This window comes from Sphingomonas sp. G-3-2-10 (genome assembly GCF_012927115.1).
In the GTDB taxonomy this organism is placed as follows: domain Bacteria; phylum Pseudomonadota; class Alphaproteobacteria; order Sphingomonadales; family Sphingomonadaceae; genus Sphingomonas.
The window spans coordinates 2,709,602-2,729,269 of record NZ_JABBFY010000001.1; the positions used below are offsets into that span (position 1 = coordinate 2,709,602).

Annotated in this window: 20 protein-coding genes; 10 read left to right on the forward strand and 10 right to left on the reverse strand. The window is 66.1% G+C overall.

Annotated features, from left to right (window positions below; genetic code table 11):
* Window positions 1-64 precede the first annotated feature (64 nt).
* Window positions 65-967, forward strand: a complete 903-nt coding sequence (locus HHL13_RS13635; RefSeq protein ID WP_169556182.1) for a LysR family transcriptional regulator — start codon at window positions 65-67, stop codon at window positions 965-967.
* Here HHL13_RS13635 and HHL13_RS13640 read toward each other — a convergent pair whose 3' ends face one another.
* On the reverse strand, window positions 968-1,726 hold the full coding sequence (locus HHL13_RS13640) for an exonuclease domain-containing protein (RefSeq protein ID WP_169556183.1): 759 nt from the start codon (window positions 1,724-1,726) through the stop codon (window positions 968-970). It lies immediately after the preceding gene.
* Window positions 1,727-1,913: 187 nt separating this feature from the next.
* On the opposite strand from HHL13_RS13640, the gene katG reads away from it, so the two are divergent.
* Window positions 1,914-4,079 carry a catalase/peroxidase HPI gene (gene katG, locus HHL13_RS13645; protein ID WP_169556184.1) on the forward strand — a complete coding sequence of 722 codons (2,166 nt, stop codon included), beginning with the start codon at window positions 1,914-1,916 and terminating at the stop codon, window positions 4,077-4,079.
* A gap of 156 nt (window positions 4,080-4,235) precedes the next feature.
* On the opposite strand, the gene HHL13_RS13650 is transcribed toward katG, so the two are convergent.
* From HHL13_RS13650 to HHL13_RS13660, 3 genes are all read right to left on the reverse strand, one after another.
* Window positions 4,236-5,624, reverse strand: a complete 1,389-nt coding sequence (locus tag HHL13_RS13650) for a phosphomannomutase/phosphoglucomutase (protein ID WP_169556185.1) — start codon at window positions 5,622-5,624, stop codon at window positions 4,236-4,238.
* Window positions 5,625-5,745: 121 nt separating this feature from the next.
* Entirely contained in the window at window positions 5,746-6,027 is a 282-nt protein-coding gene (locus HHL13_RS13655; protein ID WP_206376925.1) for a J domain-containing protein, read from the reverse strand.
* Window positions 6,027-6,821: a division plane positioning ATPase MipZ gene (locus HHL13_RS13660; RefSeq protein WP_169556186.1), complete on the reverse strand. Its 795-nt coding sequence runs from the start codon at window positions 6,819-6,821 to the stop codon at window positions 6,027-6,029. Before HHL13_RS13660 ends, HHL13_RS13655 begins: the two co-directional genes overlap by 1 nt.
* Window positions 6,822-6,901: 80 nt before the next feature.
* Between HHL13_RS13660 and panC the strand changes: the two genes are divergently transcribed.
* The 3 genes from panC (at window position 6,902) to HHL13_RS13675 (ending at window position 8,572) form a co-directional block, all read left to right on the forward strand.
* Window positions 6,902-7,750 (forward strand): pantoate--beta-alanine ligase, encoded by an 849-nt coding sequence (panC, locus tag HHL13_RS13665; RefSeq protein ID WP_169556187.1) that lies wholly within the window; start codon window positions 6,902-6,904, stop codon window positions 7,748-7,750.
* Between the two features lie 72 nt (window positions 7,751-7,822).
* Complete coding sequence (locus HHL13_RS13670; RefSeq protein ID WP_169556188.1) at window positions 7,823-8,119, forward strand: sel1 repeat family protein; 297 nt, start codon at window positions 7,823-7,825, stop codon at window positions 8,117-8,119.
* A gap of 60 nt (window positions 8,120-8,179) precedes the next feature.
* Complete coding sequence (locus HHL13_RS13675) at window positions 8,180-8,572, forward strand: MAPEG family protein (RefSeq protein WP_169556189.1); 393 nt, start codon at window positions 8,180-8,182, stop codon at window positions 8,570-8,572.
* A gap of 63 nt (window positions 8,573-8,635) precedes the next feature.
* Here HHL13_RS13675 and topA read toward each other — a convergent pair whose 3' ends face one another.
* Window positions 8,636-11,197 carry a type I DNA topoisomerase gene (gene topA, locus HHL13_RS13680; protein WP_169556190.1) on the reverse strand — a complete coding sequence of 854 codons (2,562 nt, stop codon included), beginning with the start codon at window positions 11,195-11,197 and terminating at the stop codon, window positions 8,636-8,638.
* Window positions 11,198-11,324: 127 nt separating this feature from the next.
* Between topA and HHL13_RS13685 the strand changes: the two genes are divergently transcribed.
* A complete protein-coding gene (locus HHL13_RS13685; protein ID WP_169556191.1) occupies window positions 11,325-12,857 on the forward strand; it encodes a DUF4403 family protein in 1,533 nt (510 codons plus the stop codon).
* Between the two features lie 3 nt (window positions 12,858-12,860).
* Here the strand turns inward: HHL13_RS13685 and HHL13_RS13690 are convergent, their stop codons facing one another.
* The 3 genes from HHL13_RS13690 to plsY are packed head-to-tail and all read right to left on the reverse strand — an operon-like array spanning window position 12,861 to window position 15,219.
* Window positions 12,861-13,526, reverse strand: coding sequence for a hypothetical protein (locus HHL13_RS13690; protein WP_169556192.1), 666 nt, complete (start codon window positions 13,524-13,526; stop codon window positions 12,861-12,863).
* Between the two features lie 9 nt (window positions 13,527-13,535).
* Window positions 13,536-14,618 carry a DNA-processing protein DprA gene (gene dprA / locus HHL13_RS13695; protein WP_169556193.1) on the reverse strand — a complete coding sequence of 361 codons (1,083 nt, stop codon included), beginning with the start codon at window positions 14,616-14,618 and terminating at the stop codon, window positions 13,536-13,538.
* Window positions 14,611-15,219, reverse strand: coding sequence for a glycerol-3-phosphate 1-O-acyltransferase PlsY (plsY, locus tag HHL13_RS13700; RefSeq protein ID WP_169556194.1), 609 nt, complete (start codon window positions 15,217-15,219; stop codon window positions 14,611-14,613). Before plsY ends, dprA begins: the two co-directional genes overlap by 8 nt.
* Window positions 15,220-15,346: 127 nt before the next feature.
* Here plsY and HHL13_RS22850 point away from each other — a divergent pair, with 127 nt between their 5' ends.
* Both HHL13_RS22850 and murI read left to right on the forward strand, forming a co-directional pair.
* Window positions 15,347-16,075 carry an EF-hand domain-containing protein gene (locus tag HHL13_RS22850; protein ID WP_169556195.1) on the forward strand — a complete coding sequence of 243 codons (729 nt, stop codon included), beginning with the start codon at window positions 15,347-15,349 and terminating at the stop codon, window positions 16,073-16,075.
* Window positions 16,076-16,127: 52 nt separating this feature from the next.
* Window positions 16,128-16,925: a glutamate racemase gene (gene murI, locus HHL13_RS13710; protein WP_169556196.1), complete on the forward strand. Its 798-nt coding sequence runs from the start codon at window positions 16,128-16,130 to the stop codon at window positions 16,923-16,925.
* On the opposite strand, the gene HHL13_RS13715 is transcribed toward murI, so the two are convergent.
* Window positions 16,922-17,089 carry a hypothetical protein gene (locus HHL13_RS13715; RefSeq protein ID WP_169556197.1) on the reverse strand — a complete coding sequence of 56 codons (168 nt, stop codon included), beginning with the start codon at window positions 17,087-17,089 and terminating at the stop codon, window positions 16,922-16,924. The two genes, murI and HHL13_RS13715, sit on opposite strands and share 4 nt — an antisense overlap.
* 312 nt (window positions 17,090-17,401) lie before the next feature.
* Here HHL13_RS13715 and hemA point away from each other — a divergent pair, with 312 nt between their 5' ends.
* Entirely contained in the window at window positions 17,402-18,646 is a 1,245-nt protein-coding gene (gene hemA / locus HHL13_RS13720) for a 5-aminolevulinate synthase (RefSeq protein ID WP_169556198.1), read from the forward strand.
* Window positions 18,643-19,092, forward strand: a complete 450-nt coding sequence (locus HHL13_RS13725) for a DUF695 domain-containing protein (RefSeq protein ID WP_169556199.1) — start codon at window positions 18,643-18,645, stop codon at window positions 19,090-19,092. The genes hemA and HHL13_RS13725 overlap by 4 nt, the downstream gene beginning before the upstream one ends.
* On the opposite strand, the gene HHL13_RS13730 is transcribed toward HHL13_RS13725, so the two are convergent.
* The gene (locus HHL13_RS13730; RefSeq protein WP_169556200.1) at window positions 19,089-19,610 is read right to left on the reverse strand and encodes a DUF4199 domain-containing protein; all 522 of its coding nucleotides are present in this window, start codon (window positions 19,608-19,610) and stop codon (window positions 19,089-19,091) included. The genes HHL13_RS13725 and HHL13_RS13730 overlap by 4 nt on opposite strands.
* Window positions 19,611-19,668: the final 58 nt, after the last annotated feature.

Genomic DNA, 19,668 nt, shown 5'->3' on the forward strand with positions numbered 1-19,668 from the left:
GGAGGCACAGATGGCGGCAGGCCTACCGAGGCGGTAGCAGCCTGGAACGCGAAGGATTTTTGCATTGGAAGCAAAGATGCGAGGCGGCGCGGACCGCGCCCATGCGCTGGCGCTGTTCGCGGCGATCGTCGAGCATGGCAGTTTTTCGGCCGCCGGGCGCGCGCTGGACATGAGTCCGTCTGCGGTCAGCCGGGCGGTGGACCGGATCGAGGCGCGGCTGGGCGTGCGGCTGTTGCTGCGCTCCACCCGCGCTTTGTCGCTGACCGCCGAGGGCCAAGCCTATCTGCTCGCCGCGCGCCGGATCCTGACCGATCTGGACGATGCCGAACAGGCGATCGCCGATCAGGGTGCGCCGCGCGGGCGGCTGAGGGTCAGCGCGGCCTTTTCGCACGGCCGGCTCTGCGTCGTGCCGCTATTGCGCCGGTTCGCCGAGCTTTATCCACATGTGCTGATCGACATCGCGCTGACCGATACGCTGGTGGATGTGGCGTCGGGCGAAGCCGATGTCGCGGTGCGGTTCGGCCCCCTGCCCGACAGCAGCCTGACCGCGCGGAAACTGGGCGAGACACGGCGCGTGATCATCGCCTCGCCCGACTATCTCGCCCGGCACGGGACGCCGCAGCAACCCGAGGATCTGCACCGGCACAATTGCATGAACTTCAACTTCCGCCGCGCCGAGCCGGTCTGGCCGTTCCGCCGCGACGGGACGGAGTTCGCCCTGTCGGTGCGCGGGAACGTGGAAGCCAATAATGGCGAGACGCTGGGCCAGCTCGCGGCGCTGGGCATGGGGATCGCGCGGGTCGGATCGTTCGGCGTGGCCGGGGAGCTTGCGCGCGGCGAGCTGGTGCCGGTGCTCGAAGCCTTCAATCCCGGCGATGTGGAGAGCATCCACGCGGTGTTCGTCGGGGGTGCCAGCGTACCGGCGCGGATCCGGGTGTTCGTGGACTTCCTTGCCGCCAATCTTTGATCAGAGCAGCAGATTCTCCGGCGTGCGGCCGACCGGGCCTCCACCCAGCCGGCGGCGATATTCGGTTTCGGCGGTGAAGCGGATGTCGATATCGCGATCAGACAGGAAGCCGTGCAGGCTGTCATCGTCGATCTCGCTCCATTCCTTGCCGCGATCGGGGCCGTAGCGGACGCGGGGCAGCAGGCCCGGCAGCTTCGACCATTCGATCAGCTGCGCGACGCTGGCTTCGTTCAGCATGTCGCGCAGGTGGAATGCGGTGACATAGGCGTCGGGGAAGGCGCGGTGCGCCGGAAGCCCGCGCTCATGCTCCAGCCCCTCGGGCTTGCGCCAGTAGCGCAGCACCTGGTTGGAGAAGCTGGGGCTGTCCGGCCACAGGCGCAGCGCGCATTTCCACGTGCAGATCCAGTCGGCCCCGCGCGTGAGCGAAGGGGTGCAGAATTGCTCTTCGAACGTCGCACGATGCGCGGCCAGCGCGACGCGGCGCGGCCAGGGATCCAAGATCGGGCGCGCGACATCGTGCCACCAAGGCGCATCCGCCACATCCTCGTCGCGGATATGGTGGATCGCGGTGGTAATCGGCGACATCGGCCGGCCGGGATTGACGAAACGCTGCCCGCCCTCGCCGAACAGTTCCCACCGCCCGCTCTGGCTGAGCGCGACATCCTGCCAGCCGATCTCGCACACGCCATGCGCTGGCGGCGCGCTGCCGGTGGTCTCGAGATCGATGACGCGGATGATGGAGGGCGGAGGGGGCGGCATTGCCGGGGCGATGTGGGGACTAAGCGGGATGAAAGCGAGTCGTTTTTGCCGCTGGCCACGCAACCGCGAACGCTCTCATCGATTTTCCAATTCAACGTAAGCGAGGGAAAGCGTTTCCGGCTTCGGGCCGGTAGGCATAGGCTGCCCGGAGATCCAAACTGCAGTTCACAACCTTGGGAGAGATGCGATGGACGCGAAAACGAGCGGTTGCCCGGTACATGGCGGAGGTGTCCGCAGCCTGCTGGGCCGCACCAACAAGGATTGGTGGCCCGAGATGCTCGCCACCGAAGTCCTCAATCCCAATGGCGCATCGAACCCGATGGGCGCCGATTTCGACTATGCCGAAGCGTTCAAGCAGCTCGATTATGCGGCGCTGAAGGCCGACCTGACCGCGCTGATGACCGACAGCCAGCCCTGGTGGCCGGCCGATTACGGGCATTACGGCCCCTTCTTCATCCGCATGGCGTGGCACGCCGCCGGCACCTATCGCACCGCGGACGGCCGCGGCGGCGCCAATAGCGGGCAACAGCGCTTCGCGCCGCTCGACAGCTGGCCCGACAATGGCAATCTCGACAAGGCGCGCCGGCTGCTTTGGCCGATCAAGCAGAAATACGGCAAGCATATCAGCTGGGCCGATCTGTTCATCCTCACCGGCAATGTCGCTATCGAGAGCATGGGCGGCCCCGTGTTCGGCTTTGGCGGCGGCCGCGCCGACGTGTTCGAGCCCGAGCGCGACATCTATTGGGGTTCGGAAGACAAATGGGTGAACCAGGGCGTGCAGACCCGCATCGCCCCCGAGCATGGCATGCACGAGATCGAGGGGCCGCTGGCCGCAATCCAGATGGGCCTGATCTACGTCAACCCTGAAGGACCGCAGGGCAATCCGCATGACGATGCCGGCATGGCGCGCGACATGAAGGAAACCTTCGCGCGCATGGCGATGAATGACGAAGAGACCGTCGCGCTCACCGCCGGCGGCCACACCTTCGGCAAGGCGCACGGCAATGGCGACGCTTCGCTGCTGGGCAACGCGCCTTCGGGCGCCGATCTGGTCGCGCAGGGTTTCGGCTGGGTCAGCGGCCATGAGAGCGGCGGCATCGGCGAGCATACCGTGACCAGCGGCATCGAAGGCGCGTGGACCAACACCCCCAAGGAGTGGACCGAGAATTATTTCCGCCTGCTGTTCGACTATGAGTACGAGCTGGTGAAGTCGCCCGCGGGCGCCAACCAGTGGCAGCCGATCGACCAGAAGGAAGAAGACAAGGCACCGGCAGCGTGGGACCCGAACATCAAGGTTCCGACCATGATGACCACCGCCGACATGGCGCTGAAGCGCGATCCCGCATATCGCGCGATCAGCGAGCGTTTCCGCACCGATCACGAAGCATTCAAGGACGCCTTTGCCCGCGCATGGTTCAAGCTGACCCATCGCGACATGGGGCCGAAGGTCCGGTACCTCGGGCCGGAAGTCCCCGCCGAGGACCTGATCTGGCAGGACCCGATCCCCGCCGGCACCACGCCTTCGGACGCAGACGTCGCGGCAGTGAAGGCCAAGATCGCCGGCAGCGGACTGACCGTCAGCCAGCTGGTCAAGGCCGCATGGGCATCGGCCAGCACCTATCGCAAGTCCGATCATCGCGGCGGTGCCAATGGTGCGCGCGTTGCGCTGGCCCCGCAGAAGGACTGGGATGTCAACGAGCCGGCGATGCTCGCCAAGGTGATCGACACGCTTAACGGCCTGCGCGGCAGCATGTCGCTGGCCGATGCGATCGTGCTCGGCGGCGTGGTCGGGCTGGAGAAGGCCGGCGCGACCAACGTGCCCTTCACCGGCGGACGCGGCGACGCGACGGCGGAGCAGACGGATGCCGACAGCTTCGCGGTGATGGAGCCCGAAGCCGACGCCTTCCGCAACTATGTCGGCAAGAAAAAGCTGGCGCTCAAGACCGAGGAAATGATGCTAGACCGCGCGTCGCTGCTCGGTCTGTCGGTGCCGGAGATGACCGTGCTGATCGGCGGCCTGCGCGTGCTCGGCGCCAATCATGGCGAACGTGGTCATGGTCACTTCACCAAGCGCCCGGGCCAGCTGACCAACGACTTCTTCGTCAACCTCTACGACATGACCAATGTCTGGAAGGCAGCCGAAGGCAGCGAGGACGAGTATATCGCGACCGACCGCAAGGACGGCGGCGAGAAGTGGCGCGCGACTCGCGCCGACCTGATCTTCGGTTCGAACTCGGAACTGCGCGCAGTCGGCGAAGTCTATGCCGAGAACGGGCATGAGGCGAAGTTCGTGAAGGACTTCGTGGCCGCATGGACCAAGGTGATGAACGCGGATCGGTTCGATCTGGCGTGATGTGAATCCTCTCCCCTTCGGGGGAGAGGGAGAGACGGACCGAAGGTCCGGCGACGGGTGAGGGTCAAGTGCGGGACGGCCCGTTTCTGACCCTCATCCTTCCCACTCGCTTCGCGAGCGGGGCCCTTCCTTCTCCCCCGGAGGGGAGAAGGAGTTTTAGTGCGCTGCCTGCGGGCCGCGGACCAGACCGCTGGCTTCGAGCTGGGCGTCGATCTGTGCCATCAGCCGGTCGAGGCCTTCCTGCGACTTGGCTTCGGCGCGGGCGACAAGCACGTCCTGCGTGTTCGACGCGCGGAGCAGCCACCAGCCGTCAGCGGTGTTGACGCGCGCGCCGTCGGTGCGGTTGACGTCGGCGCCTTCGGCGGTGAGCCGGTCGAGCACTTCGTCGATCACCGCGAACTTGCGGCTCTCATCGACCTGGAAGCGCATTTCGGGCGTGTTGACCATCGCCGGCATCTCATCCTTGAGCTGGGTCAGCGACTTGCCGATGACATGAACCGCCTGGATCAGCCGGACCGCGGCGTATTGCGCATCGTCGAAGCCGTAATAATCCTGCGCGAAGAAGATGTGGCCGCTCATCTCGCCGGCCAGCGGCGCGCCGGTTTCCTTCATCTTGGTCTTGATCAGGCTGTGGCCCGTCTTCCACATCAAGGGCTGGCCACCCAGCTCGGCGATTCGGTCGTACAGCGCCTGTGACGCTTTCACGTCGGCGATGATCGTCGCGCCGGGATCCACCCGCAGCACAGGTTCAGCCAGAATGGAGAGAAGCTGATCGCCCCAGATCACGCGGCCCTTCCCGTCGATCGCGCCAATCCGGTCGCCATCGCCATCGAAAGCCAGTCCGAAATCGAGCTGCTTTTCCGCGACGAGTTTCTTGAGATCGGCGAGGTTCTTTTCCTCGGTAGGATCGGGATGATGGTTGGGAAAATTGCCGTCGACATCGGTGAAGAGCGTGTGATGCTCACCCGGCAGCAGCTTCACGAGCTTCTCGATCACCGGGCCGGCGGCGCCATTGCCCGTATCCCATCCGACGCGATAGGCGCCGCCGGCATAGCCCGCCATGAGCCGGCCGACATAATCGTCCTCGATCTCGTAGTCGGTGACCGCACCCGGCGCCTCGGCCAGATCCCAGTCGCCATTTTCGGCCATGTGGCCCAGCTTCTGGATATCCTCGCCAAAAAACGGAAGATGCTGGAACACCATCTTGAAGCCGTTGTAATTGCCGGGATTATGGCTGCCGGTTATCTGAATGCCGCCATCCACTTCTAGCGTGGCCTCGGCATAATAGAGCATCGGCGTGGGCCCCATGCCGGTTCGGACCACGTCGCAGCCGCTGGTGGTGAGGCCTTCGATCAGCGCCGCTTCGAGGATCGGCGAGGAGACGCGGCCGTCGCGGCCGACGGCGACGCGGTGCCCGCCCGCGCGGCGCAGCAGGGTGGCGAAACCGCGACCGATCGCGCGCGCGTCATCGGGACCCAGCGCTTCGCCCACGATGCCGCGGATGTCATATTCGCGCAGCGAGGTCGGATCGAACTTGTGGGTCATGAAGCCTCCGGGAGAAAGGGTTGCGCCCTAATCCCCCAGCGGGCGGGAAAGTTCAATCGTTGCGGCGCAGCAATATGGCGGTTCGCCCTCGATCCTCTCCGCCGGGGAGCGGATCAAGGGATCACCCCTTCAATAGCGTGTCGCGGGCGGCGTTGAGCTGGCGGGTCAGTTCTTCCGAGCCGCCCTTGTCGGGATGGACCAGTGAGACGAGGCGGCGATGCGCTTCGCGGACCTGTTTTTCGCCCGCCGACGCATCGATGCCAAGCAAGGCGCGCGCTTTCGCTTCGGCTTCACCCATCGGCGGCGCGGGCGGCGGGATCGGCGTGCCGGGCAAGCGACCCGATCCGTGCCAGGTGCGCCACGCGAACCAGACGATCGCGACGGCAATGACGATCTTCCACATCAGGCGAACAGCGGCAGTGCCGGCTCCGGAAGCGCGAGGCCGGCCATCATCTCGCGCAATTCCTGGCGCGCCGCGACATGGCTGAGCACCATGCCCCCGAACTCGCCCGAATCGAGCATGGTCAGCCCTTGCGGGAACAGCTCGCGATAGATCACGCGTTCGGACAGGCCCGAGATCACGCGGAAGCCGACGCGCTTGGAAAGCTGGTCGATCGCTTCCGACACGCGCTTCATGTTGCGCGCCTCGATATGCTGGGTGCGGTTGCGCAGCACGACCCAGTCGATCGTCTCGCCGTCCGATTTGGCGCGGCGCTTGCGCGATTCCCAGATCATCTCCGAATAGAAGCTGGGCTTCGATACGCGGAAGGTTTCGGGATCGACCTGCCCGATCAGATCGAAATCGACGAAGCTGTCGTTCATCGGCGTGACGAGCGTGTCGGCGTTGGTGACGGCGATGCGCGCGAACTTGTCGTCGCGGCCCGGCGTGTCGATCACGAGGAAGTCGGTTTCGTAGCTCAGCTCGTCGAGCGCCTTCGAAAAGAACTCCATCGACTCGCCGTCATGCGTTTCATAGCGCGGCATCGGCAGGCTGCGGCCCGAGCGGCGCATCGTCTCGGTGCGATTGTCGAGATAGCGACCCATTGTGCGCTGGCGATGGTCGAGATCGAAACAGGCGACGCGATGCCCCTTGGCCGCCAGCGCGATCGCGGTGTGCACCGCGGTCGTCGACTTGCCGGTCCCGCCCTTTTCATTGGCGAACACGATCACGTGCAGCCGGTTCGCTCCGTCGGACAACCCAATACATCCTTTGTTGATCGCCCGGCCCCTCCCCCATAGAAGGCCGCCCCTCACACCCTTATCGAAAGTGTTAACGCGTGCAAACCGTCCGTCAGCTTGCCGATCTCCGTGAGGCGATTGCAGCCTATCGCAAGGCAGGGGAGCGCGTGGCGCTGGTGCCCACGATGGGCGCGCTGCACGCCGGGCATATGGCGCTGGTCGAAGCCGCGAAGCGCGCGGCGGACCGCGTGGTCGTGTCGATCTTCGTCAATCCGAAGCAGTTCGGGCCGAACGAGGATTTCTCGCAATATCCGCGCAAGGAGCTGGCCGACTCGACAATGCTGAGCAAGGCGGGCGTAGACCTGCTGTGGCTGCCACCCGTCGAAGTGATGTACCCCGAAGGCTTCGCGACCAACGTATCGGTCTCCGGCGTCAGCGAAACGCTCGACGGCGCGGCCCGGCCGGGACATTTCGATGGCGTGGCGACCGTGGTGTCGAAACTGTTCAACCAGGTGCGGCCCGATACCGCTTTGTTCGGCGAGAAGGATTTCCAGCAGCTGGCGGTCGTGCGGCGGATGGCATCGGACCTCGACATGGGGATCGACGTGGTCGGCGTGGTGACCCAGCGCGACGATGACGGCCTCGCCCTCTCGTCGCGCAACGCCTATCTGATGCCCGAGGACCGGGCCCGCGCCGTGGCCCTGCCTCGCGCGCTGGGCGCCGCGGCGCGGACGATCGAGGATGGCGGCGATGCGCAGGCGGCGCTGGCGCAGGCGCGCGACGCGCTGGCCGCGGCGGGCTTTGCGGTGGATTATGTCGAACTGGTCGATGCGGAGACTCTGGGCGCTCCGGAGAAGGACCGGCCGGGGCGGCTGCTGGCCGCGGCGCGAATCGGCACGACGCGGCTCATCGACAATATAGCGGTCAATCTGAATAAATACGGTTAACGCCGTTAACCATTTATTCCGATTTGTGCAGCCAATGTCCCCATACCACGAGGGTGGAAAAGGGGTAGTGACATGGGCAGCAGCCTGAAGAGCGCACAGTTCCTGATCGAGAGCCGCCGCCGCGATGCGGCGCGAGGCGACACCAATGCCTGCTACGATCTGGGCATCGTTTATTCGAGCGGTTCGGAAGGGGTCGATATCGACCTGATCGAAGCGCATAAATGGTTCAACATCGCCGCCATGTCGGGCAGCGAGCGCGCCAAGGATTGCCGCGCCGAGATCAGCGAAGACATGACCGCTCGCGAGATCCTGGCCGCGCAAAAGGCCGCCCGCGACTGGCTGATGATGACGCAGCGCCGCGCGGCGTAACCCGGGTTCGACTTGCCCGCGGCATGCGGTTAGCCTCTCGCCCGACAAGGGGAGAGGACCATGCCACTGACAATCACCGGCTTCACCGCCGCTGCGCTCGCGATCCTGCTCGTGCTGCTTGCGCTCGACACGATCCGCAACCGCTTCCGGACGCGCCTGTCCTTCGGCCTGGGCGACGACGCCGGCCTGACCTCGGCAAGCCGCGCGCACGGCAATCTGGCCGAGAATGCCCCGATCGCGCTGATCCTGATTGGGTTGCTCGAATATGGCGGCGCCAATCACCAGATCCTGACCTGGACCGCAGCGGCTTTCGTCGCCGCACGGCTGCTCCATGCGATCGGGCTCTACCTTCCCTCGAAAGGTCCGCCACCCTTGCCCCGTGCGCTTGGCGTGATCGCGACACTGGTCATCCAGCTTGGGCTGGCGGGGTGGCTGCTGGCGCGGTTGCTGTAGCGCGCCCGAGCCTGACCACGACCGTCACCCGGGCCTTGTGCCCGGGTGACGGGGTGGTTTGGTTCAGGCGTCGGCCTTCTTCGCCGCCGGTTTCTTCGCAGCGGCCTTCTTTGCCGGAGCCTTTTTGGCAGCCGCTTTCTTCGGTGCGGCTTTCTTCTTGCCCTTGCCCTTGGCCGGACCTGCCGCGGCGCGGGCGTCGATCAGCTGGGCGGCTTCTTCCAGCGTCAGCGCGTCCTTCTCGATCGACTTGGGCAAAGTCGCGTTGGTCTCGCCATCGGTGACGTACGCGCCGTAGCGGCCGTCCATCAGCTTGATTTCGGCTTCGGTGCGCGGATGCTTGCCGAGGATCTTGAGCGGCTCGCGGGCGGCGCCGCGCGCCGGACGCCCGCCGCCGGCCGCCGCTTCGGCCAGCTTGACCACCGCAGCGTTCATGCCGGTTTCGAACACTTCCATCGTCGACTGAAGCCGGGCGTACTTGCCGTCATGCGCCAGATACGGGCCGTAGCGGCCGATCGAGGCGGTGATGGGGTTGCCGCTCTCCGGGTGATTGCCGATGGTGCGCGGGAGCTTGAGCAGCTTCAGCGCCATCTCCAGATCGAGTTCGACATCCTTGGGGATCGACGAACGCGCGGCTTCCTTGCCTTCGCCAAGCTGGATGTACGGACCGAAACGGCCTGACTTGCGCTCGACATTCAGGCCGGTCTCCGGGTCCTGACCCAGCACTTCCGGTCCGCTGTCGCCGCCATCCGCGCCGCCGGGCTGGCCGAAGCGGCGCGTGAACTTGCACTCGGGATAGTTGGAGCAAGCGACGAACGCGCCGAACTTGCCGCCGCGCAACGCCAGCTTGCCCTCGCCGCAATTGGGGCACAGGCGCGGGTCGCTGCCGTCTTCCTTGGGCGGGAAGAGATAAGGTTCGAGGAACTGGTCGAGCGCGGCGGTGACCTCGCTCGGCTTCTGTTCCATCACCTCGGTCGTGCGCGGCTTGAAGTCCTTCCAGAAGCTGTCGAGCACCGCCTGCCATTCGGCGCGGCCGCCCGACACGTCGTCGAGTTCCTCTTCCAGCTCGGCGGTGAAATCATAGCCGACATATTTCTCGAAGAAGCGTTCGAGGAAGGCCGTGACCAGCCGCCCGCTCTCTTCGGCGAAGAAGCGGTTCTTCTCGACGCGGACGTAAGCGCGATCCTTCAGCGTCTGGATGATCGAGGCATAGGTCGAAGGCCGGCCGATCCCGAGTTCCTCAAGACGCTTGACCAGCGAGGCTTCGGAGAAGCGCGGCGGCGGCTGGGTGAAATGCTGCTCGGCATTCACAGCCTTCTTGGCCGGGGTGTCACCCGACGACATCCTGGGCAGGCGGCGCGATTCCTCGTCGCCTTCATCGTCGCGGCCCTCCTCGTAGAGCGCGAGATAGCCGGGGAAGAGCACGACCTGCCCGGTGGCGCGCAGGCCGTGCTGACCGGTGGCGTCCTCCAGATCGATCGTGGTGCGCTCCATCCGCGCGCTCGCCATCTGGCTGGCCAGAGCGCGCTTCCAGATCAGGTCGTAGAGCCGCGCATGATCGCCGCCGCCGGCCTTGTCCTTGCTGAAATCGGTCGGACGGATCGCTTCGTGCGCTTCCTGCGCGTTCTTCGCCTTGGCGGTATAGACGCGCGGCTTTTCAGGGACATAGTGACCGTCATAGCGGTTCACCACCGCACGGCGCGCTTCCTGGATGGCATCGCCGTCCATCGTCACGCCGTCGGTCCGCATATAGGTGATCGCGCCATCTTCGTACAAACCTTGGGCGATACGCATCGTATGGCTGGCCGAGAAGCCGAGCTTGCGCGCGGCTTCCTGTTGCAGGGTCGAGGTGGTGAAGGGCGGCGGCGGGTTGCGCATCGCCGGCTTGGTCTCGACATTGACCACCGAGAAACGGCCTTCCTCGACCGACTTCTTCGCGGCTTCGGCGGTCTTGCCATCGCCGATCGACAGGCGGTCGAGCTTGTCACCTTTCCACTTGACCAGACGGGTCAGGAAGCCGGTGCCGTCCTGCTCCATATCGGCGGTGACCGACCAATATTCCTGGGGTTTGAAAACTTCGATCTCGCGCTCGCGCTGGACGATGATGCGCAGCGCGACCGATTGGACGCGGCCGGCCGACTTGGCGCCCGGCAGTTTGCGCCACAGCACCGGCGAGAGGGTGAAGCCCACGAGATAATCGAGCGCGCGGCGGGCACGATAGGCGTCGATCAGGTCGGTATCGAGCTCGCGCGGGTTCTTCATCGCTTCGAGGATCGCTGGCTTGGTGATCGCGTTGAAGGTGACGCGCTCGACTTCCTTGGGCAGCGCCTTCTTGTTGCGCAGCACTTCCTGCACATGCCACGAAATCGCCTCGCCTTCGCGATCAGGGTCGGTCGCGAGGATCAGACGGTCGGCCTTCTTGGCTTCGTCGGTGATCGCCTTGAGCTGCTTCGCCTTGTCGGCATAGGCTTCCCATTCCATCGAGAAGCCTTCGTCCGGGTTCACCGAACCATCGCGCGGCGGCAGATCGCGGACGTGACCGTAGGACGCGAGGACGTGATAGTCCTTGCCCAGATATTTCTCGATGGTCTTCGCCTTGGCGGGCGATTCGACGATGACAAGCTGCATGGGGTGTAGGAATTTCCTTACGTGTACGCGTGTAAGGTGGGGAAGCTCGCGCCGCTCAGTCAAGCGGTTGGTGATGAAACCAGTGCGGGCTTCACGCGTATCCGCCGGGAAGATTGATCGGAGCGCCATGCAAGCCGGACTGCCCAGCGACGAAACCGGCCCGAAGCGGCGCTTCCCGCGCCTGATCCTGTGGATCCTCGGCCTGGTCGCGATTGCCGCGGCAGGCGGGATCGTTGCGATCATCCTTTCGCGCAATACCGATGTGCCGCCGCCCGCGCGGCTGGCCGATCCGGTCAACATCCCGAAGCATGAATCGACCATCGCGGTGCCGCTCGATCTGGACAGCGCATTGCTGCTGCGCGAACTCGAACGGGCGATCCCGCGCACCCTGTGGTCGATCAACAAGCATGTCGACAAATGCGTGCCGGCGCAGCGGGTGCGGCTGTTCAAGAAGAATCTGAAGGTCACGCCCTCGCTCGGCTGCGACGTGATCGGCACTGTCACGCGCGGCGCGATCCGGCTGCGCGGACAGGGCGAGGATATCATTGCCGATGTGCCGATCCGCGCACAGGTGGCGGCGCGCCATGTCGGCGGCTTCCTGAAGGGCGAGACGGCGACCGGATCGGCGATGGTCCATGCGCGAATCCGCGTCAGCCTGTCGAAGGACTGGACGCCGGGGGCGACCGTCAGGCTGAACTATGGCTGGACCAGCCCGCCCGGCATCGATTTTCTCGGCCAGCGGATCACCTTTACCGACAAGGTGGACGAGAAGCTCGCCCCGATCGTCCGCGAGCTGGAGCGCACCCTGCCGCGCGAGATCGCGAAGCTGAACGTCCGCGCGAGGGTGGCCGATGCGTGGCGGCAAAGCTTCACTTCGCTGGAGCTGAACCGCGAAAATCCCCCGGTATGGATGCGGATCACGCCGCAGCGGCTGAGCTATGGCGGGTACAGCCTGTCGGGCGGCAAGCTGCGCCTGCGGTTGGGCCTGACCGCGCTGACCGAAACTTTTGTCGGGCCGAAACCCGCCGATCCGAGCCCAACTCCGCTGCCGCCGCTGGTGCGCGAAGCACCGGGCGAGCGGTTGCGCTTCTTCATCCCGGTGATCGCCGATTATGCCCAGCTGGAACCCGTGATCCTGCGTGCGCTGACCAAGCGATCGCAGCGGCCCTTCAACCTGCCCGGTATCGGCGCGGTGACGGGGCGGTTCGACAATGTCGTGGTCTATGGCACCGAGGGCGGGCGGATCGCGGTGGGGCTGACGCTGGCGGCGCGGCCCGCCAGCGGCGGCGGGGAAACGCGCGGGATCGTGTGGGTCACCGCAAAGCCGGTGAACGCGCCAGGATCGATGCGCGTGGCGTTCGAGGACATGCGGGTGAACGGCAATACCGACGGGATCGGCGGCGATATCCTCGTCCAGCTGGCGCGGAACCCGCAGGTGGCGGACGAGATCGCCGCATCGCTGACCCAGAATTTTGCGCGCGATTTCGAGAAATTGCTGGGCAAGGTGCAACGCGCGATCGTCGAGAAGCGCGCGGGCAATTTCATCATCCGCGCCGAGATCGGCCAAGTGCAGACCGGTTCGCTCTACCCCGCCGGGCAGGGGCTGTATTTGCCCCTATGGGCGGAGGGCAAGGCGCGGGTGGAGTATCGGCCGCGTTGAGGCTCAGGCGAAAATCTCCGAGAGCCTCGGATCCCCGCGGCGGATCAGCCGATATACCGCGACCGATGCGTACCACGCGACCACGCTGCCGCCGCATCCGAGCAGGTTGGACACCAGAGACACCGCCGGCGCGGGCGGCATGCCCTCGGGATAGAGATACCAGTTGATCGCAAAGGCAATCGGCATCCAGACGCTCAGCACGGCGAGCGCCAGCATAACCTGGCCGATGCTGTTGCGGGTCGCGTCCGCGCTCGCGGCCGTCGCGCCGCCAGCCGAATGGCCCTCGGCGATCACATAGGGGACCGCCGCCGACCAGCGCGCATAGAGATACAGGCCGGGAACGATTAGCAGCAGCGTGCCGACCCCGATGGCGATGCCGATCCCGATCACCAGCAGGACGAAGCCGCCGCCACGGCGGACCGCCCGATCCGTGTCGATCAGCCCTTCCCCGCGCAGCAGGAATTCGGTCAGCAGGAATTGCACGAAGAACCAGGCGACGATCAAGGCAATGCCGATGCCTGCGGTCGCCAGGCCCGGCGTCGCGAACAGTTCGAGCCAGACCGACGGCACCATCATCACGAGCAAGGCGAGCAGGCCGGGCAGCGGATATGCCGCGGCGAGCCGCATGGTTTCCCGCAATATCCCCGATGCGGACAGATCGACGTTCATTCCCTGTTCCTATCCCGTGAAAGACACTCGCCCGCCGGCATGCCGCTCCAGCCGGCCGCCCAGTTCGAGTTCCAGCAGCACCATCTGCACCACCGCCGGCGGCAAGCCGGACTGCCGGATCAGTTCGTCGACCGCGACGGGCACCGGGCCGAGCAGTCCCTCGACCCTGCGCCGATCGCTGTCGCTGGCGTCGATCGGCGGACCGCCTTCCCATGCGCTGACCGGCGAGCGCAGCGCGCGCGGGTCGATCGGGCGGACCTGTTCGAGGATGTCGTCGACGCTCTGCACCAACGTCGCGCCTTCGCGGATCAGCAGGTTGCATCCCTGCGCGCGGGGATCGAGCGGGGAGCCAGGGACCGCCATCACGTCGCGCCCCGCCTCGCCCGCCAGCCGCGCGGTGATCAGCGAGCCGGAGCGCGGCGCGGCTTCGACCACCACCGTGCCGACCGCCAGCCCGGCGATGATCCGGTTGCGCGAGGGAAAGAAGCGGGCGAGCGGCTCGGTGCCCGGCGGCTGTTCGGCGACGAGCAGCCCTTCGCGGGCGACGCGTTCCTGAAGCTCGCGATTTTCGGGCGGGAAGGTGACGTCGATGCCGCTGGCGATGACGCCGATCGTGCCCCCCTCGATCGCGCCGATATGCGCGGCGGTGTCGATGCCGCGGGCGAGGCCGGAGACGGTCGTCACGCCCGCCTCGGCCAGCCCGTGCGCCAGCTGGCGCGCGAAGCGGCACGCGGCGGCGCTGGCGTTGCGCGCGCCGACCATCGCGATGCAGGTGCGCGCCGTCAGGCCGATATTGCCGCGCACGATCAGCGCAGGCGGGGCGCTCTCGATCTCGGCAAGCAGACCGGGATAATCGGGGTCGCCGAGGAACAGATAGCGCGCGCCGAGCCGCTCGACCCGTTCGATCTCGCGGGCGACCAGCGCAGTATCGGCGATGCGCGGCGCCCTGCCTCCGCCGCGTTCGGCCAGGGCGGGGAGTGCTTCCAGCGCAGCCTCGGCATTGCCGAAGCGCGCGATCAACTGGCGATAGGTGACCGGCCCGATATTGGCCGACCGGATGAGCCTCAGCCGCGTCTCGCGCGGATCAGCCATCCTTTTTCTTGCCGACCTTCGGCTCGGTGCCGCTCAGCAGCCGGTCGATATTCTCGCGATGCTTCCACACCACGATCAGCGCGAGGGCGAGGAACAGCAGCACCAGCTCGATCCGGCCGAATGCCGCGGCGCTGATCGGCGCGCTCACCGCCGCGCCCATGCCCGCCACCGACGAGATGCGCAGCATCGCGAGCAGGCCAAGCCACACGCCGGCATAGATCAGGCCCGAGGGCCAGTGCAGCGCGAGGACGATGCCCATAAGCGTCGCGACGCCCTTGCCGCCCTTGAAGCGCAGCCACACCGGATAGCAATGGCCAAGGAACGCCGCCATGCCGGCGAGGACGCCGGTGCCGGGAAGCAGCCATTCGGCCAGCAGCACCGCCGCCGCGCCCTTGAGCATGTCGAGCAGCAGCGTCGCCGCCGCCAGCCCCTTGCGCCCGGTGCGCAGCACGTTGGTCGCGCCGATATTGCCCGATCCGATCTGGCGCAGGTCGCCGGCGCCGCCCATGCGCGTCAGGATCACCCCGAACGGAATCGATCCCAGTACATAGCCGAGAACCAGCGCACCGAATGCCGCCTGCCAGAGTATTTCGGTCTGCAATCTTGTCCCCCGTACTTGCGCCAAGATTAGGGGTTCGACCGGCGCCGCGCAACACGCTGGATCAGCAATGGGGTACCAATCGTACGGGCTTGGGGTCCGGCGTCCAGGACCCTAACAGGATGGCGATGTGGACGGTGAGGAAGCGGGCGTGACGATCGACGAGCGGACGCGATCCGCACTGGCCCGGCTGACCGCGAGCGAGAAGGAATGCCTGCGCCGCCGCCTGCTGCCCCAGACCGCCAAGGAGATGGCGATCGACCTGGGCATTTCGCCGCACGCGGTGGAGAAGAGGCTAAAGATGGCGCGGGCAAAGCTGGGCGTCGGCTCCTCGCTGCAGGCGGCGCGGTTGCTGATCGCGTCGGAGGACCAGAAGCTGGTACCCCATGCGCCGGACCTCGTGCCGGCGGCGGCGAACCGCGATGCCCCGGCTCGCCCCGGCGGCAGGCGCCGGTGGCTGATCTTCGGAGCCATCACCATGAGCATCATCCTTGCGGCGACTCTCGCCTTAACCCTTGCCGGTACGCCGGAACCGATCGCGCAGGACGCGCCCCGGCCCGGCGGGACCGAGCGCGTCCCCGCCACGCCCGAGATTGCCGCGGCCTTCCTGGGCGACAGCTTCGATACGATGGACAGGAACAAGTCGGGCTTTCTCGAGCCGGAGGAAATGCCGCGCATGACGGTGCGCAGCAAAGGCGGGCCGAGCGGGGCGATCGATCCCAAGGGCGCGCAGGCACTCTTCACCGCACGCAACGATCTGAACCGCGACGGCAAGGTGAGCCGGGCCGAGTTCATCGAAGCGACTCGGCCGATGATCGAAGCCGGCGGCGTCCCGGCGAAGTGGAAGCCGCGACGCTAGGGGAAATCGGGGGCGGTTGACGGGCAACGGGCGCGCAGCCATGCCGCGCGCAATGACCGACAGCCGCCCGCTCCTGTTCTTCGATTCCGGCGTTGGCGGACTTTCGGTACTCGCGCCGGTCGCAAAGCTGCTGCCCCAAGCGCCGCTCGTCTATGTCGCCGACTCGGCGGGATTTCCCTATGGAACGCGCAGCGAAGGCGAGATCGCCGCGCGGGTGCCCGCGCTGCTCGGCCGGCTGGCGGAGCGATATGATCCGCGGCTGATCGTGATCGCGTGCAACACCGCGTCGACCATCGCGCTCCAGCATGTCCGCGCCGCGCTCGATTTGCCGATCGTCGGGACGGTGCCCGCGATCAAGCCCGCCGCAGAACTGAGCGAGACGCGCGTGATCGGCGTGCTGGGCACCGAAGCGACGGTGCGCCAGCCCTATGTCGACGATCTCGCGGCGCGCTTCGCGAGCGACTGCACGGTGCTGCGTCATGGTTCGGCCGAACTGGTCGCACTGGCCGAAGCCGCGCTGGGCGGGGAGCCACCCGCGCCCGAGCGTCTCCGCGCGGTGCTGGACGGGCTGTTCGATCAACCCGGGGGTGAACGGCTCGACGTGATCGTCAACGCCTGCACCCATTTCCCGCTGCTGGAGGCCGAACTGGCTGCCGCCGCACCGCATCCGGTGCGGTTCGTCGATGGCGGGCCGGGGATCGCCCGGCGCGTGGCATATCTGACGCAGGGACAGGAGTGGCCCGGCGCGCTGCCGCCAGGCCGGGCCGTATTCACTACCCGAAACGCGCGCACAGACGCGCTGGCGCCGGCACTGGCGCGGTTCGGGCTGACGGTGATCGAGTCGCTTTAGGCGGTGGCAGCAGGCGGCGGGACGTTTGCCGCGTCGCGCAGCCGGGCCGAATAGCGATCCGCCATTTCCAGATGGATACGGCGCGCACCGATATCCTCGGTGCGATCGGCGCTTTCGCGTTCCTGACGCTCGCGCCTTCTATAATATTCGATGTCTTCGGGCATGGTACGCTCCATATTTCAAGCGGGAGCGCGTACTATCTCTCAGTCACGGAGAGGCTCGACTCAGAGTTTGATCCGCGATGCCTTCTGATACACCGCCGACGTGATATCCACCATAAACTTGGATCAACTGCGGGATTGTCGGTCCATATTTTGCGACGAACCGAGTTTAATGGGATTTATTCGACGATTTGACAGATTCGCAACCGTAACGGAATGGTTTTCCGTGGTTTGCGACAGGAACGGTGCGGCATGGGACAATTGCGTATGCCCACATGCTGGAAATAGCCGATCTTTGGCGCTAGAGGGGCGCACATGGGTACCCAGGACACCACCCCCGGGGGGGTCGATTACTCGCGCGTCTTCACGCAGGCCATCGATCGGCTCCACGCCGAGGGCCGCTATCGCGTCTTCATCGATATCCTGCGCAACAAGGGCATGTTCCCCAATGCGCGCTGCTTTGCCGGGCATAACGGGCCGAAGCCGATCACCGTCTGGTGCTCGAACGACTATCTGGCGATGGGCCAGCACCCCAAGGTGATCGCGGCGATGGAGGAAGCCCTCCACGACGTGGGCGCAGGATCGGGCGGCACGCGCAACATCGGCGGCAACACCCATTACCATGTCGACCTGGAAGGCGAGCTGGCCGATCTGCACGGCAAGGAAGGCGCGCTGCTGTTCACCTCGGGCTATGTCTCGAACGAAGCGACGCTGTCGACCATCGCCAAGGTGCTGCCGGGCTGCATTATCTATTCGGACGAGCTGAACCACGCCTCGATGATCGCGGGCATCCGCAATGCGGGCTGCGAGAAGCGCGTGTTCCGCCACAATGATCTCGACCATCTCGAGGAATTGCTGGCCGCCGACGATCCCGCCGCGCCCAAGCTGATCGCGTTCGAAAGCGTCTATTCGATGGACGGCGACGTCGCCCCGATTCACGCGCTGTGCGATCTGGCCGACAAGTACAACGCCCTCACCTATCTCGACGAAGTCCATGCCGTCGGCATGTACGGCCCGCGCGGCGGCGGCATTTCCGATCGCGACGAGGCCGCGCACCGGCTGACGATCATCGAAGGCACGCTGGGCAAGGCGTTCGGCGTGATGGGCGGCTATATCGCCGCCGACAAGATGATCATCGACGTGATCCGCAGCTATGCGCCGGGGTTCATCTTCACCACTTCGCTGTCGCCGGTGCTGGTCGCGGGTGCCCTCGCAAGCGTGCGCCACCTCAAGGCGTCCAGCGTCGAGCGCGATGGCCAGCAGGCCGCCGCGGCGACGCTGAAGGCGATGATGGCCGAAGCCGGCTTGCCGGTGATGGACACCACGACGCACATCGTGCCGCTGATGGTCGGCGATCCGGTGAAGGCGAAGAAGATCAGCGATATCCTGCTCGCCGAATATGGCGTGTACGTGCAGCCGATCAATTATCCGACCGTGCCGCGCGGCACCGAGCGGCTTCGCTTCACCCCCGGCCCCGCGCATGACGAAGCGATGATGCGCGAGCTGACGCAGGCGCTGGTCGAGATCTGGGGCCGGCTGGAACTGCGCCGCGCCGCATGAGCGCCGGCGCGCAGGAACCCTGGGCCTTCGCCATCGGCGAAAGCGACGAAGGCCCGACCACGACGCGCATCCGCACTCGCGCGCCGGACGATGACGAGAAAGCGGACTTTCCCCGGCTGGTGATGATCCGCTGGGCGTTCGACTCCGATCAGCCGCACATGCCCGAGGACGAGGATCTCGACTCGATGGCCGAGTTCGAAAACACGCTCGACGCCGCGATGGATGCGGGCGGATGGGGCAACCTCGCCGCCGTGGTCACCCGCGACAAGACGCGCGAATGGCGGATCTACACGCCGGACTTCGACCGATTCCAGGATGGCCTCAACGATGCGCTGATGGGCCAGCCGCGCTATCCGCTGACCTTCGAACTGTTCGAGGATGCCGATTGGGACGGATACGATGTGATCGCATCCGCCCTCGATTGGAGCAAGCTGGGCAAGGCCTAGGCCGGTTCGGCCGTCCTCGCCGGCATGAAGCGCGGATTGCGCAGCAGCGCCGCCGACACCAGCGACACGAGCAGGCCCACCGGACCGATCTCGGTCAGCGTGATGAAGAAGCGGAACAACGGATTGGCATAGCTGGTCGTGAAGAAGTCGCGCATCTCGGCGACTTCCTTCGCCGTCGCGCCGCCTTCCTGCATCATCTCGACCATCTTTTGCCCGAACGCATCGATGCCGATGATCGAGAGCGTGAATTCCCACATCAGCGCATAGACGATCGCCGCGACCACGCTGATCGCGAGGCCCAGCCCGAGCGCGGGCAGGAAGCGGATCACGCCGCCCTGATCGACGTCGCGGCGGCGCTTGATCGCGAAGAACACGATACTCAGCCCGATCAGCATGGTGAGGTAGCCGATCGCCATGCCGAGGTTCATCGAAACCTCGACGGCGCCGACGCACATCAGGCAGCCCCAGATCGCCGCGAACCCGCCGGCGATCAGGCCGGAAATCAAAATCGTCTTCATGGTCTTTCCCCTTGCATCAGATTGCGCCCCGATCAGGCGCACGGCAAGCGGATCGGGC

What these genes read in the sequence shown, in the direction of transcription:
- HHL13_RS13640 (WP_169556183.1), bottom strand. Translation starts at nt 1,726, where the DNA reads ATGCCGCCCCCTCCGCCCTCCATCATCCGCGTCATCGATCTCGAGACC.
- katG (WP_169556184.1), top strand. Translation starts at nt 1,914, where the DNA reads ATGGACGCGAAAACGAGCGGTTGCCCGGTACATGGCGGAGGTGTCCGC.
- HHL13_RS13650 (WP_169556185.1), bottom strand. Translation starts at nt 5,624, where the DNA reads ATGACCCACAAGTTCGATCCGACCTCGCTGCGCGAATATGACATCCGC.
- HHL13_RS13655 (WP_206376925.1), bottom strand. Translation starts at nt 6,027, where the DNA reads ATGTGGAAGATCGTCATTGCCGTCGCGATCGTCTGGTTCGCGTGGCGC.
- HHL13_RS13670 (WP_169556188.1), top strand. Translation starts at nt 7,823, where the DNA reads ATGGGCAGCAGCCTGAAGAGCGCACAGTTCCTGATCGAGAGCCGCCGC.
- HHL13_RS13675 (WP_169556189.1), top strand. Translation starts at nt 8,180, where the DNA reads ATGCCACTGACAATCACCGGCTTCACCGCCGCTGCGCTCGCGATCCTG.
- topA (WP_169556190.1), bottom strand. Translation starts at nt 11,197, where the DNA reads ATGCAGCTTGTCATCGTCGAATCGCCCGCCAAGGCGAAGACCATCGAG.
- HHL13_RS13685 (WP_169556191.1), top strand. Translation starts at nt 11,325, where the DNA reads ATGCAAGCCGGACTGCCCAGCGACGAAACCGGCCCGAAGCGGCGCTTC.
- HHL13_RS13690 (WP_169556192.1), bottom strand. Translation starts at nt 13,526, where the DNA reads ATGAACGTCGATCTGTCCGCATCGGGGATATTGCGGGAAACCATGCGG.
- dprA (WP_169556193.1), bottom strand. Translation starts at nt 14,618, where the DNA reads ATGGCTGATCCGCGCGAGACGCGGCTGAGGCTCATCCGGTCGGCCAAT.
- murI (WP_169556196.1), top strand. Translation starts at nt 16,128, where the DNA reads ATGACCGACAGCCGCCCGCTCCTGTTCTTCGATTCCGGCGTTGGCGGA.
- HHL13_RS13715 (WP_169556197.1), bottom strand. Translation starts at nt 17,089, where the DNA reads ATGCCCGAAGACATCGAATATTATAGAAGGCGCGAGCGTCAGGAACGC.
- hemA (WP_169556198.1), top strand. Translation starts at nt 17,402, where the DNA reads ATGGGTACCCAGGACACCACCCCCGGGGGGGTCGATTACTCGCGCGTC.
- HHL13_RS13725 (WP_169556199.1), top strand. Translation starts at nt 18,643, where the DNA reads ATGAGCGCCGGCGCGCAGGAACCCTGGGCCTTCGCCATCGGCGAAAGC.
- HHL13_RS13730 (WP_169556200.1), bottom strand. Translation starts at nt 19,610, where the DNA reads ATGAAGACGATTTTGATTTCCGGCCTGATCGCCGGCGGGTTCGCGGCG.